Raw genomic sequence first — 16,949 nt, 5'->3', positions numbered from 1 at the left:
CCACGTTCACGACCACGTTCACGTTCACGTTCACGTTGGTGACGGATGGTGGGGTGGCGGGGCCGGCGCGCTCTTCAGCGAAGCGCCCCCGCGCGCAGCCGCTCGGCGACCTCCCGGCGTCGCAGCTTGCCGCTCGTCGTCTTGGGCAGCTCGCCCGGCGGAACCAGGACGACCTGGTCCACCGTGACGCCGTTCGCCCGCAGCGCCTCTCGCACGCGCTCCGCGAGGCCGGCTTGCTCGGACGCCTCGGCGCGCGTCTCGGCCACCACGTAGACCGACTCGGTCTGGCGCTCCTCGACGAACAGCCCGACCGCGACCACGCACCCGGCCCGGATCCCGTCGACCCGGGAGGCGATCTCCTCGATCACGGCGGGGATCATCGTGTGACCGCCCTTGATGATCACCTCCTTCTTCCGGCCGGTGACGAACAGCGTCCCGCGATCGATGAACCCGAGATCGCCCGTGCGCAGCCACCCGCCCACGAGCGCCTCGGCGGTCGCCTCGGGCTCGTTGAAATAGCCCTCCATCACCGTCTCCGAGCGCACCTCGATCTCCCCCACCGTGCGCTCCGGGACGGGGCCGCGCTGGGCGTCCACGATCCGGATCTCCGTGTGCGGGATCGGCCTGCCGACGCCGGCGAGCTCCAGCGAGAGGGGGCCAGGCGCGGCCTCCTCGACGCGGCCCTCGCGCTCCAGCAGGCCGCGATCCACCGTGAGGGCGCGCGGCTCGGCGTAGAGGTCGGGGAAGGTCACGGCGACCGTCGCCTCGGCCAGCCCGTAGACGGGGAAGAACGCCTCGACGCGGAAGCCGCAGGGCGCGAACGCCTCCGCGAAGCGGCGGAGCAAGGCAGGGGAGATCGGCTCGGCGCCGATCATCGCGCACCGCCACGCGCCGAGATCGAGGCCCGCCTCGACGGCGCGGCGGGCGAGGCCGATGCAGATGGAATAGGCGCTCGGCGGCCCGAGCGAGATGACGCCCCGGATGCTCGACATCTCCGCGAGCCACGAGAACGGCCGCGTCCGGAACTCGAGCGGCGAGAGCATGTGAACGGGGAAATCGTTGAAGAGCGGGAAGAGCAGCCCGCCGACGAGGCCCATGTCGTGGTGGAGCGGCAGCCACGAGACGCCCCCCGCGCCCTCGCCGCGCACCGTGAGCCGCTGGCTCATCGCGTCGAGGTGCAGCATCAGCCGCTCGTGCGGGATCACCACGCCGCGCGGGTGCCCGGTGCTGCCGCTCGTGAGCTGGATGAGCGCGGGCCCGGGCGCGCGCTCCGGATCGGGCAGCGAGCCCGCGAGGGGCGCGTCGAGCAGCGGCTCGGCGGCGAGCTGGAGGAGGCCGTCCGCCCCCTCCTCGCCCTGCGCGAAGCCGAGCAGCGCGGACGAGACCACGAGCGCGCGCGCGCCGACGCGGGCGGCCGTCCTCCGGAGCTCGCCGAGGAACGCCGCCACGTCCGTGAGCCGATAGGGCACCCCGACCTGGATCGGCACCGCGCCGAGCACCCAGACGCCGAAGAGGCACGGCACCGCCACCTCCACGTCCGTCACGAGCAGGAGCACCCGATCGCCCGGGCGCACCCCCGCCGCGAGCAGGCCCGACGCCGCCGCGCACGCGCGGCGCCAGTACTCCGCCCACGACCACCCGACGAACTCGCCCTGCTGCTTGTGATAGAACCCGAATCGATCCGGCGTCGCCTCGGCCCGCGCCCTGAGCAGGCCCGCGACCGTCCGCGCGGAGAGCCCGCGGCTCACGGCGCGCGCCCCGGCTCGGGCGAGGGCGCGACGCCGAGGCGCTCGCGGCCGCCGCCCTTCGTCGCCACGATCATGTACTCGAGCGCGGTGCGGCGCGCGAAGGAGAGCCGGCCCACGGTCATGTACGTCTGGAGCAGCCGCGAGAAGCCGGGCGCGCGGGCGTCGATCCGGGCGCGGTTCGTGCGCACGTTGTCGATCCACCGGGCGACCGTGTGCACGTAGGAGCTCGTGAGATCCTCGACGCGCCGGACATCGAGGCCGGCCTGCTCGATCATCCCGAGCTCCTCGGCCAGCGAGATCAGGCGGCAATAGCCGAGCGCCTCGACGAAGATGTACTGCGTCGCAGAGCTCTCCCGGTCCCCGCGGGCGCGCGCCGGGAAATAGCAGTCGGAGATGAGCAGCCTGCCGCCCGGGCGCAGCGCGGCGGCGATCTTCTGGTGGATCCGCTCGCGGTTGTGCATGTGCACGATGCTGCCCACGAAGAGCACGGCGTCGAGCGACTCGGGCGCGAGGTCGATGTCCTCGATATGAGCGAGGTCGATGCGGACCCGCGAGGCGACGCCCGCCCGGTCGGCGCGGCGGAGCGCCTCCTGCCGCTGCTTGTCGCTCAGCGTGACGCCCTGAAAGCTCCCGCCGGTGTGCTCGGCGAGATAGATGAGGTTCGAGCCCCAGCCGCACCCCACGTCGAGGACGCGCTCTCCGGGGTGGATGTCGAGCTCGCGGCGGACCCAGTCGTACTTCCGCTCTTGCGCCTTCTCGAGGCTCTCGGCGGGATCGAGGAAGATGCCCGTCGCGTAGGCCAGGCGGCTGTCGAGGACCATGGAGAATATCTCCGGGTCGTTCTGGTAATGAGCGGCGACCTCGCGCCGCTCGTGCTCCCGCTGCTCCTCGGGCGTCCGGACGGCGGCCTCGCGCTCGGCGCGCGTGCGCGGGGCGATCAAGGCGCCCCTCCCCGGCCGCCCCGGGCCGCGATCTGCGCCTCGACGAAGGCGATGACGTCACCGACCGTGCTGATCTGCGCCTGATCGGGCGCCGCGAAATCGGGCGCCACGATCTGGAATCGCTCCTCGAGCGCGACATTGACCTCGATGAGCGCCAGTGAATCCACGCCGAGGCCGCTCTCGAGCGACAGGTCCGGAGTCACGGCATCGACGCTCATCCCACATCGCTCTGCAATGATGGTACGGACCTCTCTGGCGATCTCCGGATCGCCCCCGCCCGCCACCTGCGGCTGCTTCCGAAGCGCCGCCTCGCTCTTGTTCATCGCGCTCTCCAGTCCAGGGTTCGGCGCGCGCGACCATCAACACGCCAGCGCGATAGATGTTCATGCCAGCGCCGGTCACGGCCGTAGCGCGGCGTACCATGATCGCCAGTCGTCGTCCATGGCCGGACGAGCCCGCTCGACCGCGAGGTCAGCGCGTCGCGGGCTGCGCGCCGGAACCTACGCGCGACAGACGCGCGAGGCCCTGCCGCGGCGCCTCGCCGCGGCCCGGCGCGCCGGCGCGAGCGGCTCAATCGCCGAAATCGCCGTCGAACCCGCCGCCGTCATCGACCCCACCGCCATCATCGACCCCGCCGCCGTCATCACCCCACGGATCGCCGTCATCCGCCCTGTCCCCCTCGTCGCCCGCCGAGAGGTCGTCGCCGCCGCGATCCGCGCCGTTCAAGAGGTCAGGATTCTCGGCGGCCTCCTGCGCCGTGCCGAGCATCGTGCCCGCGGGGTTCACGAAGAGGACGTGTGGGGGCGTGAGCATGTGCATGAACGAGGTGATGAGCATCACGTCCAGCATCATCCCCAGCGGGCTGGGCGGGTAATAGACGACGAACGGGTCATAACCCGGGTGCGTGGGGCCCACGGGAGGCCGCTCGGCGCCCGCGCCGTCGCCCGCGCCGTCGCCCGCCGGCGCGTGCACGACGCGCGCGTCGGCGTGGTGATGCTCCACGCGCGCCTCCGGCATCGTGGCCTTGAGGGCGCCCTCGACCCGCCCGACGAAGGACTCGAACTGCAGCCGCGCCGCCTCGAACAGCGCCGGATCCTTCGCCAGGGGCTCGACGCGGCGGCGGTAGTCCTCCGCGGACTCGCCGGCTCGCGGCTCGAGATCCCGCAGGCGCCCGCCGATGGAGACGAGCCCCGCCGGCTCGTCGTCGGCGTGCTCGGTGCGCGCCCGTGTCTCGATGACCAGGTGCAGCCCTGCTTCCTCGTGCTCGGCGGCGAACCTGAGCTCGCTGAACCCGCGCCCGAACACGGCGGAATGCTCGGACAGCGCGAGCACGAGATCGGGAAGATCGTCCGGCTTCCCGTCGGTGTCCTGGAAGATGACCGTGTCGTCGATCACGAGCGAGAGGGCGTTCGTGACCCCGAGCTGGACGAGCGCCCCCCGCACCTGATCGACCACGGCGGTGGCCTCGAGCTCGACGCGCACGCGATCGGTGTCGAGATCCACCGTGGCGCCGAAGCTGCGCTTCAGCTTCTCCCAGACGGTGGGGTTGCGCTGGATGATGCTGCCCTTGAGCGAAACGTGGATCTGTCCGATGAGCCGCATACGCGCTACTTAGCACCGCGGCGGGGCGCCATCGTCGACGACGTTCGCGAGCGTGGAGGGCAGCAGGGGCGCGGGGGCCGGGTGAACGGCGCGGGGGTCGGGTGAGCGATCCGCCGCGCGGCGGAGCAGGAGCCCGGCCGCCCCTGGCCGACGGAGCTAGCCGAACGTGAACCGCTGCGCCACGCGCTTGTACGCCTGCTCGACGACGCGGCGGGCGTGGTGGATCGCGTTGGAGTGGGGGAACTGCAGCGAGGGCGGCGCGCCCTCGTCGACACCGCGCGTGGAAGACGCCGCGTCCGAGAGCCGGCCCGCGAGGGCGCCCACGGTGTCGACCTCGAAGTCCTTCGAGTTCTCGTCGAGGAAGCGGCAGAGCCCGCGGAGCCGCTCGACGTTGAGCCGGTTCGGGAAGCCGCGGCGCGCCTCCGCCGAGTCGAGGAAATAGAACTCGAACGAGTGGGTCACCAGCGTGACCTCCTTCACCCCGAGGGCGCGGTAGCGGAGGAGACAGTGCTTGATCTCGTCGAGCGTCACCGCCGTGATCTGAAGGTGCCTGAAGCGCTTCGTGGGCTCGATGAAGTTCGTGACCGGCAGCTCGTACACCCCCGGCTCGGGCGTCTCGAAGAGGCCGAGCCGCGCGCCCGGATACTGCATCTTGCAGTTCTTGCTGAAGTAGCAGGGGTTGTAGTTGCTGCTCAGCACGAGCCCCGCCCGCTTCATCGCCCGCCAGGTGTCGTTGCTCGCGCCGAAATTGCCGGCGCGGTAGCCGAGCAGCTCGCTCGCCGGGACGCCCGCGCGCACGAGCAGGTCGCGCCCCTCGAGGAGGAGCCGCGTCTGCTCCTCGACCGGGTAGTCGGCGATGTCGTCGGAGACGCGGGGCTCGCCCCGGGTGTGCCAGTCCGCACGCCGCTGCACGGGGTGCACGTGCAGCTGCACGTCGTGGCCGCGGCTGTGGAGCGCCTGGCACACGCTCGTCAGCCCGTCCATCCCGAAGCTGTACGAGCCGATGGCCTCGACGAAGAACGTCCCGCGCTGGCCGTACGCCTCGAGCTCGCGCATGATGAGCTCGATGCCGAGGGGCTCGCGCTGGTTGACGAAGCGGCCCCAGATGCGGAGGTCGTAGCCCATCGCGGGAGACTTGGTATCGCCCAGGATGCGCTCCTCGGCGCACTCGACGTCCACGGTGATGTATACCCGCGTCCTCCCGTCAGCCATCGCCAGCTCCTCCCTCACCGCGCTTCTGAAGAACCATCGTGATCGTCGGGGACACGAAGCCCACGTGCATCCCGAGCGGGCCGAGCAGCCGGTTCGCCGCCGAGTAGGCCATGAGCCGCGGCCCGGACAGCCCCATCTTGGCCTTCAGGTCGACGATCAGCCGGCCCCGATCCTGCTGCGAGATGTCGACATAGTCGCCGAACCCGCGCCGGAGCTCCCAGGGGAATACGCTGTAGATCGACCTGCCCGGGAACAGCGGGCGCAGCAGCCGAGGCACGTAGTTCATCAGGATACGGCGGCTGTGGCACTCGACCGGCCAGAGGCGGTTGCTCGTGCCCAGGATGACGATGAACCCCCACGGCCCGAGCACCCGATCGATCTCGCGCTGGACGGCCGGCAGGCGCTCGGGCGGGACGTACTCGAGCACGCTGTTGCAGGAGACGAGCTCGAACTCCCGGTCGGCGAACGGCATCGCGGTCGTGTCGGGGACGTGATGAACGCGGATCCGGTCCGACAGCCCGTGGCGCTCGGCGTTCAGCTGCGCCAGCTCGACGTACATGGGGTCGACGTCGAGCGCGGTCACCTCGGCGCCCAGGGTCGCGAGCACGACCGCCGTCCCGCCGAAGTGGCAGCCGAACTCGAGCACCTTCTTGCCGCGGACCGACGTGAAGAGGTCGTCGTAGGCGTGGCGGCTGCGGCGCCACTCCCACGTGGCATACCCCCCGACCCACGGATCGTCGGGATCCCAGCCGTGGCGCCGCGCGCTCTCGCGGAAGCGGTGATCGGCGTCTGCGTCGCGGACAGCCGGCGGGGTGGCGGCGCTCTGGCTCGGCTCGCTCATCGGGGAAAGGCTCAAGCGTCGGCTGTCCCTGCGGGCAGCAGGGGCGCCCGGTAGATGGCGAACAGGAAGGGCGAGAACCAGGGGTTCGTCTCGCCGGGGACCACCCGGCGCGCGATCGCCTTGAGGGGCGGGACGACCTTCCAGACGACACGCCGCGCCAGGAGCGGCGCCTCGTCGTCCAGCCAGAAATCGAAATGGCCGCCCGTGTAGCGGGCCTGGACGATCTCGGCGCCGTTGCGGCGGGCAGCGGCCTCCAGGAACGGCAGGTTCATGATGCGGGTGTTGTGGCCTTTCAGGTTCTTGCGATCGAGCAGCCAGTGGAGCGCCTTCTGCCCGCCGGCGAAGTTCGGCATGCCCACGACCACGGTGCCCCCCGGCTTCACCAGCTCGAAGTGCCGATCCATCACCGCCCCGGCGTCATCGAAGTGCTCGATGAACCCGAAGGAAGCAACGATATCGAACTTCTGCTGGGGCTTCCAGTTGAAGAAATCCCCCTTCTCGATCTTGCCGACCTTGATGCCGCGCTTCCGGATCTCCTGCTCGACGACCTCCGGGTCGCAGGCGTAATCCAGGCCGTACGCCGTGAACCCCAGGCGCCCACAGAAGTCGACAAGGATACGGCCTGGTGCGCAGCCGATCTCGAAGAACGACAACCCCTCCCCGCGCGGCAGGAACGGAGCGACGTCGTCGTAGATCTCGCAGCCGCCACCCAGATCGTCGGTGCCGACGTAGCCCTTCCAGTGGTTCTCCCAGTACTCCTGTGACGTGAGCTTCAACGTCGCCTCCTCGATGCCATCGCGAAAAGGGCGGCTCCATGAGGAGCCTCCCGGAGAACCGCAGTCGACCACGCGCAGCGCGGGCGATCGAATGCTGCCCGAAATTCGTCCAGTTTGACGAATCCTAGAGGACGGGGAGGCTCACATGCAAGCCAGCCCTCCGCCTTCTTCCCGCGCCTCCGTTCCTCAACGCAGGCGCACGCAGGCGCCCCTACGCGGCGCGGGGTCGCCGCGTAGGGGCGGCGCGCGGGGCGCGCGGGCCCGCTCCCCGGAGCTCCGCTGCGCGCGCGTCGCGCGTCGCCAGCGCTAGGAGGCGGCCCCCTGCTGGAGGCGCTCGCGGAGCAGGACCTCGAGCGAGGCGAGCGCCTTCGCGAAGCCGTCGATGCCCTCGCTCAGCTTGTCGCTGGCCATCCGGTCGGCGGCGTGCATCGCGCGGAACGCCGCCTCATCCATCGGGATCTTCGCGATCTGCAGGGCGCGCGCCGCGTCGGGGTCGAGCTTCCTCGGCAGGTCGCCGCGCGCGGAGGCGAGCTCCGAGAGCAGCTTCGGCGAGATCGTCAGGAGGTCGCAGCCGGCGAGCTCCTTGATCTCGTCGATGTTGCGGAAGCTCGCGCCCATCACCTCGGTCTTGTAGCCGTGCTTCTTGTAGTAGTTGTAGATCTTCGTGACCGAGACGACGCCGGGGTCCTCGGCCGGCGCGTAGCTCGTGCGGCCGGTGTCCTTCAGGTACCAGTCGAGGATGCGCCCGACGAACGGCGAGATGAGCGTCACGCCTGCCTCGGCGCACGCGATCGCCTGGTGCAGCCCGAAGAGCAGCGTGAGGTTGCAGTGGATGCCCTCCTTCTCGAGGACCTCCGCCGCGCGGATGCCCTCCCACGTCGAGGCGATCTTGATGAGGACGCGCTTGCGCGAGACGCCTGCCTCCTCGTAGAGGCGCACGATGCTCCGGCCCTTCTCGATGGTCGCCTGGGTGTCGAAGGAAAGGCGCGCGTCGACCTCGGTCGAGACGCGGCCGGGGATGATCTTCAGGATGCGCAGGCCGAAGTCGACGGCGAGCCGGTCGAACGCGAGGCTCACGACGTCGCCCGGCTCCTTGCCCCGGCCCGCCTCCTTCTGGCCCCAGGCGAGCGCGCCGCTCACGATGTCGGCGTACTCGGGCATCTGGGCCGCCGCCGTGATGAGCGACGGGTTCGTCGTCGCGTCCTGGGGGCGGAATTTCTCGATCGAGTTGATGTCGCCGGTGTCCGCGACGACGACGGTGTACGCCTTGAGGCGCTCCAGCAGGTTCTGGTCCATGGGCGGCATTGTACGAGCAGCCAGCCAGGACGCTTCAAAGCTTTCGTGTCCTTCGTGTGAGGACCCCCCTCCGGCTGGATGCACGGCCGGCGGTGGCCTATGGAGAGGGCCCCGTGGAGCCGCCCCCCAACGCCGTCGCGCAGCGCGTCCTGTCCGCCTACGATGATCGCCTCTCGGTCCTGCGCGCCGAGGCCAGCGCGCTCGATCGCCGCTCGAAGACGTTCTCGCTGCTGCGCGGGGTCTCGTTCCTGGCGGCGGCCGTGGCCGGAGGGTACGCGCTCTTCGGCGACGTGCCGCGGTGGGTCACGTACGCCGCCGGGGCGGTGACCGCGGTGTTCCTCGGGTTGCTCGTCGCGCACGCGCGCCTCGTCACCCGGATGACGGAGCTCGAGCAGCGCATCGGCCTCTACGTGCGCGGCAAGCGGCGGGTCGCCGGCGATTTCGCCGATTTCCCGGAGCGTGGCGACCGGTTCGCCGCGCCGGACCACGATTACGCGGGCGATCTCGACGTGTTCGGGCAGGCGTCGCTGTTCCAGCTGCTCAACGTGGCGCAGACGGGCGAGGGCGAGGCCACGCTCGCGGCCTTCCTCGCGGAGCCCGCCCCGGCGACCGCCGTGGCGGCGCGGCAGGAGGCGGTGCGCGAGCTCGCCGGCCTCGGGGCGTTCCGGGAGGATCTCGCGGTGGTGGGCGTGCAGGCGGGGGCGCGCGGGCGCGAGGCCGGCCCGCTCATCGCGTGGGCCGAGGCGCCCCCGGCGCTGCTCGGCCCGGAGGCCCGCGCCGGCGGCCTGCCGGTGAGCGCGCTCCTGACCGCGGCGAAGGTGCTCGTACCGCTGACGCTGGCGCTGCTCGCGGCGCCGCGGTTCATCCCCGCGGAGCAGCTCGGGCTGCTCCGCCACGCCTACCTCCTGCCGCTGGCCGCCCAGATCCTCGTGCTGGTCCTGCTGCGGCCCGCGGTCGAGCCGATCGTCGCCGCGGCCTCGTCGCGCGAGGCGCCGTTCGCCCGGTACCGGCCGATCCTCGCCCGCGTCGAGGAGCAGGCGTTCTCGTCGGCGCTGCTCCGCGAGCTCAAGGCCGAGCTCGCGGGGCCCTCGGGCGTGCTCGCCTCGCGGGAGATGACGGCGCTCGAGAGCCGGGTCGGCTACTCGGACCTGCGCCACAGCGGGCTCGTCCACATCGTCGCCAACCTCTTCCTGCTCTGGGACGTGTGGTGCGCGCTCGCGCTGGAGCGGTGGAAGCTGCGCGCGGGCCGGCACGTGAAGGCGTGGATGCGGACGCTCGGGCACATGGAGGCGCTCGCGAGCCTCGCGACGTTCGCGCACGAGAACCCCGACTACGCGTACCCCGACGTGAAGGACGGCGAGCCGCGCTTCACGGCGGCGGGGCTCGGCCACCCGCTCCTCCCGCGCGACCGGCGGGTGACGAACGACGTCTCGCTGGAGGGCGCGGGCGCCGCGCTGCTCGTGACGGGGTCCAACATGTCGGGCAAGAGCACGCTGCTGCGCGCCGTCGGGGTGAACGCCGCCCTCGCCCTCGCGGGCGCGCCGGTCTGCGCGTCGTCGCTGTCGCTCTCGCCGGTCCGCGTGCGGACGAGCATGCGGATCAAGGACTCGCTCGAGCACGGCGTCTCGCACTTCTACGCCGAGCTGACCCGCCTGAAGCGCGTCGTCGACGGCGCGAACGGCGGCGAGCGGGTGCTGTTCCTGCTCGACGAGATCCTCCACGGCACGAACGCGCGGGAGCGCCAGATCGGGGCGAGGGCGGTCGTGCGGCACCTCGTCGCGCGGGGGGCCATCGGCGCGGTCTCGTCGCACGACATGGGGCTCGCCGTGCTGGAGCAGGAGACCGCGGGACGGGTGCGCAACATGCACTTCGAGGAGCTCGTGGTCGAGGACAGGATGACCTTCGACTACAAGCTGAAGCCCGGTGTGGTGACGAGCGCGAACGCGCTGCGGCTCATGAAGATCATCGGGATCGACGTCGACTTCTCGGAGGGCGAGCGGACGGCGACGGCGGCGACCGCGGCGGCGATGGCAGCGACGAGCGCGGCGGCGGCGCGGGAATGAGCGGGGCGACGGCGGCGACCGCGGCGATGGCTCGGGAATGCGCGCGGCCCCCGGCCGCGTTGAGGGCGCCATGCTTTCTCCGCTCCCCGGGTGCCTCTCGCGCCGCGCCCTAGCCTCGGCGCGTCCCTTGCTCTCCTGCGCGCTCCTCGCGATCGTCACGACAGCGAGCGCCTGCGCCACGGCGCCGCCGCCGCCGTCAGCTCCCCCGGAGGCGAGCGGCGGGGCGGCCCCGCCGGCCGCGGCCCCGCCGGCCGCGGCGCCGGGCGCGAGCGCGCCGGCCGCGGCGCGGACCGAGATCGACGAGGGCGGGGCGGCGCTCCTCCGCGCGGAGGGCGTGGACGGCGCGTTCGTCCTGTTCGACGCCGCGCGAGGCGTCACCCGCGTCGTGAACCCCGACCGCGCGGCGGCGCGGTACGTGCCCGCCTCGACCTTCAAGATCCCGAACACGATCATCGGCCTGGAGACCGGGGTCATCCCGGACGAGCGCTTCACGCTGCGGTGGGACGGGGTGCAGCGCCGCGTGCCCGACTGGAACCGCGATCACGATCTCGCGTCGGCGATGAAGCACTCGGTCGTCTGGTTCTACCAGGAGGTCGCGCGCCGGATCGGGCCCGAGCGCATGCAGGCGCACCTCGACGGGCTCGGCTACGGCAACCGCGACATCTCGGGGGGCATCGACCAGTTCTGGCTGACCGGGGGGCTCCGCATCTCCCCGCACGAGCAGATCGATTTCCTGCGGCGGCTCCGCGCCGGCGCGCTGCCCTGCTCCGCGCGGAGCATGGACATCGTGAAGCGGATCCTCGTGCTGGAGCAGACGCCGGCCTACACGCTGCGCGGCAAGACGGGGATGGAGATGGACGAGCGATCGAGCACCGGCTGGCTGGTCGGCTACGTCGAGCGCGGGACAGACACCTACTTCTTCGCGACCGTGCTCCTCGGCGCAGGCAGCGACGGCGAGCGCATCATGCCGCTGCGCCGCAGCCTGACCCGCGCCCTGCTCAAGCGGCATGGCGCGCTCCCCGAGGACGCCTGACGCCGGCGCCTCTCCCGGCGCCGGCGCCGCCCCTTACGCCGCCGGCGCCGCGCTCGAGGGCGACGGCGCCGCGCCCGGCGACGCCGTCGAGCGCGCCGCCCACGCGAACGCGGCGATCCGCTCGGCGAAGCGGCGCGGGTCGTCGACCTGCGGGCAGTGCCCGATGCCCTCGGGCTCCTCGATCTCCGCGTGCGGAGGGAGGTGCCGCCGGTAGTACTCGAGGTTGCCGCTCGGCATCAGGCGGTCCGAGCGGCCCCAGATCAGCAGGATCGGCATCGAGAGCGCGCCCAGCTGCTCGGGCGTGAACGCGTGGTCGCACCGGGCCGAGCGCCTGAAGGAGAGGATGGTCTCGCGCGAGAACGTCCGCACGACGTCGCCGGCGATGAGCGGGGTGAACCACGGGACGCGGTGGTAGAGGCGCGCGAAGAACGCGTGGGCGTCGGCCCGCGACCGCAGGTTGAACACCGCGAGCAGCTCGGCGAGCTCGGCCTGCCCCATGCCGGCGCCGGCCGGCGACGCGAGCACCAGCGCGCGCACGCGGTCCGGCGAGCTCAGCGCGTAGCTCACCGCGACCGCGCCGCCGAGGGAGTTGCCGACGACGATCGCCGGCTCGTCGAGCTCGCGGTCGAGCAGCTCGTGCATGGCGGCGGCGAGGCACTCCGGCGTGAACGACGACGCCGGCGCCGCGCTCCACCCGTGCCCCGGCGACTCCGCGGCGATGACGCGGCGGGCGCGCCGCCGGAGTCGCTGCAGCACCGGCGCGTACGGGAGCGCCGAGGAGCCGATGCCGTGGAGCAGGACCACCGTCGGGAGCGGCCCCGTGCCCGGAGCATCGTAGAGGTGCAGCCTGCAGACCGACGTGTCGACCCAGCGGCTCTGCACCCCGGACCTGTTCAGCGCCTTCTTGGCGAGGCGTTCGGCGAGCGGGAGGATGCCCATGCGCCGGGCATAGCAGATCGACAGGGTTCCCGCGGGGGCGGAAGCGCAGGCCCGAGCGCGGGGGCTGTCGAGCGATCGGCGGGACGCGGACGAGGCCCGGTGGCGCGCGCCTGATTTCCGTTGAGCTCCATGGAGATCCGCGCCACATCTCCCGCCGTGCGATCGCCTCTCCTCGCCGCCGCCGTCACCCTGGTCGCGTGCTCGCGCCCCGAGCCGCCGACGCTCAAGCCCGAGCTCGCGACGGTGACCGCCGTCACCGTCCAGGGCATCGATCTGCGGGTCCAGATCCAGGCGTACAACCCGAACAGCATCGATCTCTCGACGCGCTCGATGAAGGCGAGCGTGCTGCTCGACGGCAAGTACGACGTCGGCACGGTCACCGCGCTCACGCCGCTCGAGCTGCCCGCGAAGAAGTGGACCCGGATCGAGGCGCCGATCTCGGTGAAGTGGCAGGACCTCACGAGCATCGCGGCGCTGGCGGCGCAGAGCCGCGGTATCCCGTACCAGGTGAGCGGCACCGTCGCGATCGGCGGAGAGACGCTCAACGTGGATGTGCCGTTCCGCCTCGCGGGGACGATCACGCACGAGCAGCTCGTCACGGCGATCGGCAACTCGCTCCCGGCCCTGCCCCTCCCCGGCCTGCGCTGAGGAGGGCTGTCGCGGCCTGCCCTGAGCGAGGCCCCGCGTGAGCCCCGAAGCCGCCTGATCGGACCGACGTCGCGTGAGTGGACCTCACGTGAGCGGTCCGAAGCGCTTCTCGTAAGCTGCAAGCTTCTCCGCGAGCGCCTGGGACCGCTCCTCCGCCGCTCGGGCCTGCTCCTCCGCCGCTCGGGCCTGCTCCTCCGCCGCTCGGGCCTGCTCCTCCGCCGCTCGGGCCTGCTCCTCCGCCGTCGGAAGCACGCGTCCCTCGGCGTCGAGCCAGCGGAGCCATCTCCCTTTGCTGCCCAGGTACAAGCCATCCCGCACACCGAGGCGCAGGCCGAGCTGCTGGCTTGCCAGCTCGCCCTCCGCGTTCAAGGCCATCGGCTCGTAGGCGCGAGAGGCCATGTCGAGCAGATATCCTTCCAGGGTGTTCTTCATCGGATCGAACAGAAAGTACTCCGGCACGCGCAGCACCTTCGCATAGATGCGCATCTTCTCGCCGCGGTCGATCGACTCCGTGCTCTCCGAGAGGAGCTCGATCACCACATCCGGCGTCCTGCCGTTCTCTTGCCACACGACCCAGGACTTCCTGTCTCGGCGTACCGTGTCGAGCACCACGAAGACGTCCGGCCCGCGGAAGTCGTTCTTCATGGTCTGGAGCTCGCTGAAATAGATCGCCATGTTGCCGCTGACGTAAACGTCGTCGCGATCCTTCCAGAAGAGGTCCAGCGACTCGATCAGCAGCAGCATTTGTTTGCGGTGGCGATCGCTCTCCATGGGCTCACCGTCGTCGTGGGGGAGTTCGTCCTCTCCGGGCGGCGGGATCGGGACGAGCGAGGTCTCGCTGGCGTACGGCATGGGCTTCCTCGGCGCAATCTTACCAGGTTCCTGGGAGGCCGCAGCCGTGAAGGCGGACAGCGCGCTCGCGCGCGGCGGACCGCAGCAGAGGGGCGCGCTCGGCTTGCGCGGCTCGCTCCTCGCTCGGTTTACGCGGCTCGCTCCTCGCTCGGTTTACGCGGCTCGCTCCTCGCTCGGTTTACGCGGGACGACGCGCCGCCGTGCCGGGATCGTGACGAGGGCCCGGCCCGCCCTGCGGTCTCCAGCGTTGTCTCGAGCCCACAAAGCTTGCAGAATCGCGGCGGAGGAGACGTCCGTGCCCGTCCACGAGGAGCCCCCCGTTCGCGCGCGCCCGCGGTCATCGACGCGCTCGTCTCCGCCGCCGGAGGGCGCAGCCCCATGTCCGGCGGCCTGATCTTCCACGACGGCGGCGGCGGGGCCGTCGCGCGCTGCACGCGCTGCGGCGCCGAGGCGGCGGGGCCGTGCGCGCGCTGCGGCGCGCCCGTGTGCGGCGACTGCTGCGTGCTCACGGAGGGCGGCGCGCGCGTCTGGGCGATCTGCCTCGCGTGCGAGGATCGCGGCGGCCGCTCCCTCCGCCGCGGCTGGGCGACGGTCCTCGGGTGGATCGCGCTGCCCATCGCGGCGCTCGCGCTGATCGTCGGGCTGCTCGCGTGGCTGCAAAGCAACTGAAGAGACCGGAGGAGTCATGTTCAGCGTGAAGGAAGTCGAAGGCGCGATTCCCACCATCGAGCTCGCCGACAGCGACGCCGCGAGCCGCGCGGTGCTGGCCCCGGCCCGCGGCGGCATCCTGACCGAGCTGACCGTCGGCGGCCGCGCGCTGCTCTACCTCGATCGCGGCACGTTCGACGATCGCACCGCCAACGTGCGCGGCGGCAACCCGGTGCTCTTCCCCTCGCCCGGCAAGCTCGCCGGCGACGCCTGGTCCGCCGCCGGCGCGGCGGGCCAGATGCGCCAGCACGGCTTCGCCCGCACCCTGCCGTGGTCGCTCGACGACCATGGCACCCTCGAGTCGGGCGGCGCGTACGCCCGCCTCGTCCTCCGGTCGAGCGAGGCGACGCGCGCGCAGTACCCCTGGGATTTCCGCGCCGAGTTCACCTACACGCTGCGCGGCAGGGCGCTCCGCATCGATATGCGCATCACCAACGAGACCGGCGACGGCGCGCCGCCGATGCCGTTCGGGGCCGGGTTTCACCCCTACTTCGCCGTCTCCCAGGCGGACAAGGCCCGCGCCTCGATCGAGACGCGGGCGACGCGCGCGTTCGACAACACAACGAAGCGGGAAGCGCCGTTCTCCGGCTTCGACCTGACCCGGCCCGAGGTCGACCTCCACCTGCTCGACCACGGCTCCACCGAGAGCGCGCTCTCGATCGAGGGCGCCCCGGGGGTGCGCATCGCCGTCCGCGGCTCGCCCGAGTTCACCCACTGGGTCGTGTGGACCTTGCAGGGCAAGGACTTCGTCTGCCTCGAGCCCTGGACCTGCCCCGGCAACGCCCTCAACACCGGAGAGCGCCTCATCCACCTCCGGTCGCGCGAGACTCGGGCGCTCTGGATCGAGCTCTCCGCCTGAAGCGATGACGGCCGCGCGCGCGACGCGCTGGAGGACGCGCCCGAGCGCCCGAGGAGCCGCGCCGCGCCGGCGGCGACGCGCGGCTTCCCGGTTGACTGCCGGCCGGAAAACGCGTCGAATCCCGCCATGACTTCTACCGATCTCCTTACCGCACATCGATCCCTGCTCACCCCCGCCCGAGCGCTCCTCGCGCGGCGACCTCGCCGCTCGCTCTCCACCCTGGCCGCAGCCGCGCTGGCGACGACGCTCACCGCGGGCGCCTCCGCGGCGCCGGTCTGGACCGGAGACTTCGAGACGGGCAATCTGAACCAGTGGAACACGACCCTGAACGGCGAGCACATCTCCGTGGTGACGTCGCCTGTCCTCCAGGGCACGAGGGCCGGGAGGGTCCAGCTCACCAACGACGCGAGGTGGTCGAACGGCATCAAGCGCGTCGAGCTGAACCACAAGCCGGCCGCCGGGCGCACGGCCGAGGGCGCCCAGACCTACTTCGCCTGGAGCTTCTATCTCCCCGAGGCGCTCGCGGCCGACCCGCCGACGCAGATCGGATACTGGGAGTCCGAAAATAGCTACAACCAGATGATGTCGTTCGAGGTCGTTGGACAGCACATCAGCTTCGCCACCCGCAAGCCCGACAACAAGGTGCACTGGGAGGCGGACGGCGCGGTGACGCCCGGCGTGTGGCACCGCATCGCGCTGCACATCCGGTGGTCGACGAACCCGAACCAGGGCTCCGTCGACGTGTGGTTCGACGGCAAGCAGGTCGTCACCGGCGGAAAGGCGCAGACGCTCGCCGACAACAACGCGCACTTCACGCAGATCGGCCTGCTGCGCAACCCGTCCGAGTTCACGGACAGCCCCGTCATCGTCCTCGATGACGCCGTGGAGGGGGACACCCTCGAGGACGTCCGCCCCGCGCTGCCCTCCTCCGGGGAAGGCGGCGCCGGTGGCGCGGGCGGCTCCGGCGGCGCAGGCGGCGCGGGCGGTGCAGGCGGCGCGGACGGCTCCGGCGGGAGCGGGAGCACCGGGACCGCCGGCGGCGGCGCCACGGGCGGCAGCGACGGCGCGGGCGGCGACGTGGCGCCCGGCCCCAGCGCTTCGAGCTCCTCGTCCGCCGCTTCCGGCGCCGGCTCCACCGGCGCGGGGACCGGCGGCACGGACGAGGTGGAGGTGGCCGAGGGCGACGACGGCTGCAGCTGCCGCACCGCCGGCTCGCCCGCGGCCCCCGCGCCCATGGCCCTCGCCGGCCTCGGCCTCATCGCGGCGCTCGCGTCCGCGCGGCGTCGCGAGCGGCGCTGAGCCGTCGCGAGCGGTGCGAGCCGTCGCGAGCGGCGCGAGCCGTCGCGAGCCGTCGCGAGCGGCGCGAGCCGCAGCGCCCCGGGCGGGCCGAAGCCGCGCCGAACGCATGACGAGGGCGGCTCTTAAACAAAA

Annotated in this window: 16 protein-coding genes; 6 read left to right on the top strand and 10 right to left on the bottom strand. The window is 72.1% G+C overall.

The annotated features are described in order from the left end of the window. Window positions 1–74 precede the first annotated feature (74 nt). From WME73_RS08295 to WME73_RS08260, 8 genes are all read right to left on the bottom strand, one after another. On the bottom strand, window positions 75–1,748 hold the full coding sequence (locus tag WME73_RS08295) for an AMP-binding protein (protein ID WP_437744951.1): 1,674 nt from the start codon (window positions 1,746–1,748) through the stop codon (window positions 75–77). Further along, window positions 1,745–2,689, bottom strand: a complete 945-nt coding sequence (locus tag WME73_RS08290; RefSeq protein ID WP_437744950.1) for an SAM-dependent methyltransferase — start codon at window positions 2,687–2,689, stop codon at window positions 1,745–1,747. The genes WME73_RS08295 and WME73_RS08290 overlap by 4 nt, the downstream gene beginning before the upstream one ends. After that, window positions 2,686–3,012, bottom strand: a complete 327-nt coding sequence (locus tag WME73_RS08285; protein WP_049876196.1) for an acyl carrier protein — start codon at window positions 3,010–3,012, stop codon at window positions 2,686–2,688. The genes WME73_RS08290 and WME73_RS08285 overlap by 4 nt, the downstream gene beginning before the upstream one ends. A gap of 247 nt (window positions 3,013–3,259) precedes the next feature. After that, window positions 3,260–4,291: a hypothetical protein gene (locus WME73_RS08280; protein ID WP_437744949.1), complete on the bottom strand. Its 1,032-nt coding sequence runs from the start codon at window positions 4,289–4,291 to the stop codon at window positions 3,260–3,262. Window positions 4,292–4,447: 156 nt separating this feature from the next. Then, the gene (locus WME73_RS08275) at window positions 4,448–5,503 is read right to left on the bottom strand and encodes a polysaccharide deacetylase family protein (protein ID WP_437744948.1); all 1,056 of its coding nucleotides are present in this window, start codon (window positions 5,501–5,503) and stop codon (window positions 4,448–4,450) included. Continuing rightward, the gene (locus WME73_RS08270) at window positions 5,496–6,344 is read right to left on the bottom strand and encodes a methyltransferase domain-containing protein (RefSeq protein ID WP_437744947.1); all 849 of its coding nucleotides are present in this window, start codon (window positions 6,342–6,344) and stop codon (window positions 5,496–5,498) included. The genes WME73_RS08275 and WME73_RS08270 overlap by 8 nt, the downstream gene beginning before the upstream one ends. A gap of 11 nt (window positions 6,345–6,355) precedes the next feature. After that, on the bottom strand, window positions 6,356–7,120 hold the full coding sequence (locus WME73_RS08265) for a class I SAM-dependent methyltransferase (protein WP_437744946.1): 765 nt from the start codon (window positions 7,118–7,120) through the stop codon (window positions 6,356–6,358). Window positions 7,121–7,426: 306 nt separating this feature from the next. Next, window positions 7,427–8,416, bottom strand: coding sequence for a transaldolase (locus WME73_RS08260; RefSeq protein ID WP_437869751.1), 990 nt, complete (start codon window positions 8,414–8,416; stop codon window positions 7,427–7,429). A gap of 113 nt (window positions 8,417–8,529) precedes the next feature. Here WME73_RS08260 and WME73_RS08255 point away from each other — a divergent pair, with 113 nt between their 5' ends. Both WME73_RS08255 and blaOXA read left to right on the top strand, forming a co-directional pair. Further along, window positions 8,530–10,479 (top strand): MutS family DNA mismatch repair protein, encoded by a 1,950-nt coding sequence (locus tag WME73_RS08255; RefSeq protein ID WP_437915334.1) that lies wholly within the window; start codon window positions 8,530–8,532, stop codon window positions 10,477–10,479. A gap of 70 nt (window positions 10,480–10,549) precedes the next feature. Continuing rightward, complete coding sequence (gene blaOXA, locus WME73_RS08250; RefSeq protein WP_437915333.1) at window positions 10,550–11,512, top strand: class D beta-lactamase; 963 nt, start codon at window positions 10,550–10,552, stop codon at window positions 11,510–11,512. Between the two features lie 33 nt (window positions 11,513–11,545). On the opposite strand, the gene WME73_RS08245 is transcribed toward blaOXA, so the two are convergent. Continuing rightward, window positions 11,546–12,451: an alpha/beta fold hydrolase gene (locus tag WME73_RS08245; protein WP_437915332.1), complete on the bottom strand. Its 906-nt coding sequence runs from the start codon at window positions 12,449–12,451 to the stop codon at window positions 11,546–11,548. Window positions 12,452–12,607: 156 nt separating this feature from the next. Between WME73_RS08245 and WME73_RS08240 the strand changes: the two genes are divergently transcribed. After that, a complete protein-coding gene (locus tag WME73_RS08240; RefSeq protein WP_437744941.1) occupies window positions 12,608–13,099 on the top strand; it encodes an LEA type 2 family protein in 492 nt (163 codons plus the stop codon). 84 nt (window positions 13,100–13,183) lie between these two features. Here WME73_RS08240 and WME73_RS08235 read toward each other — a convergent pair whose 3' ends face one another. Further along, entirely contained in the window at window positions 13,184–13,951 is a 768-nt protein-coding gene (locus WME73_RS08235) for a Uma2 family endonuclease (protein ID WP_437744940.1), read from the bottom strand. Between the two features lie 378 nt (window positions 13,952–14,329). On the opposite strand from WME73_RS08235, the gene WME73_RS08230 reads away from it, so the two are divergent. From WME73_RS08230 to WME73_RS08220, 3 genes are all read left to right on the top strand, one after another. After that, window positions 14,330–14,620 (top strand): hypothetical protein, encoded by a 291-nt coding sequence (locus tag WME73_RS08230; RefSeq protein ID WP_437869746.1) that lies wholly within the window; start codon window positions 14,330–14,332, stop codon window positions 14,618–14,620. A gap of 16 nt (window positions 14,621–14,636) precedes the next feature. Beyond that, window positions 14,637–15,518 (top strand): galactose mutarotase, encoded by an 882-nt coding sequence (locus WME73_RS08225; protein WP_437915331.1) that lies wholly within the window; start codon window positions 14,637–14,639, stop codon window positions 15,516–15,518. A 126-nt stretch (window positions 15,519–15,644) separates the two neighbouring features. Further along, on the top strand, window positions 15,645–16,817 hold the full coding sequence (locus WME73_RS08220; RefSeq protein WP_437744937.1) for a polysaccharide lyase: 1,173 nt from the start codon (window positions 15,645–15,647) through the stop codon (window positions 16,815–16,817). The last annotated feature ends 132 nt before the right edge of the window (window positions 16,818–16,949 follow it).

This window comes from Sorangium sp. So ce302 (assembly GCF_051530145.1).
Lineage (GTDB): Bacteria > Myxococcota_A > Polyangia > Polyangiales > Polyangiaceae > Sorangium > Sorangium cellulosum_B.
The sequence above is the reverse complement of the archived record's forward strand: the minus strand, read 5'-3'. Positions and strand labels throughout refer to the sequence as shown.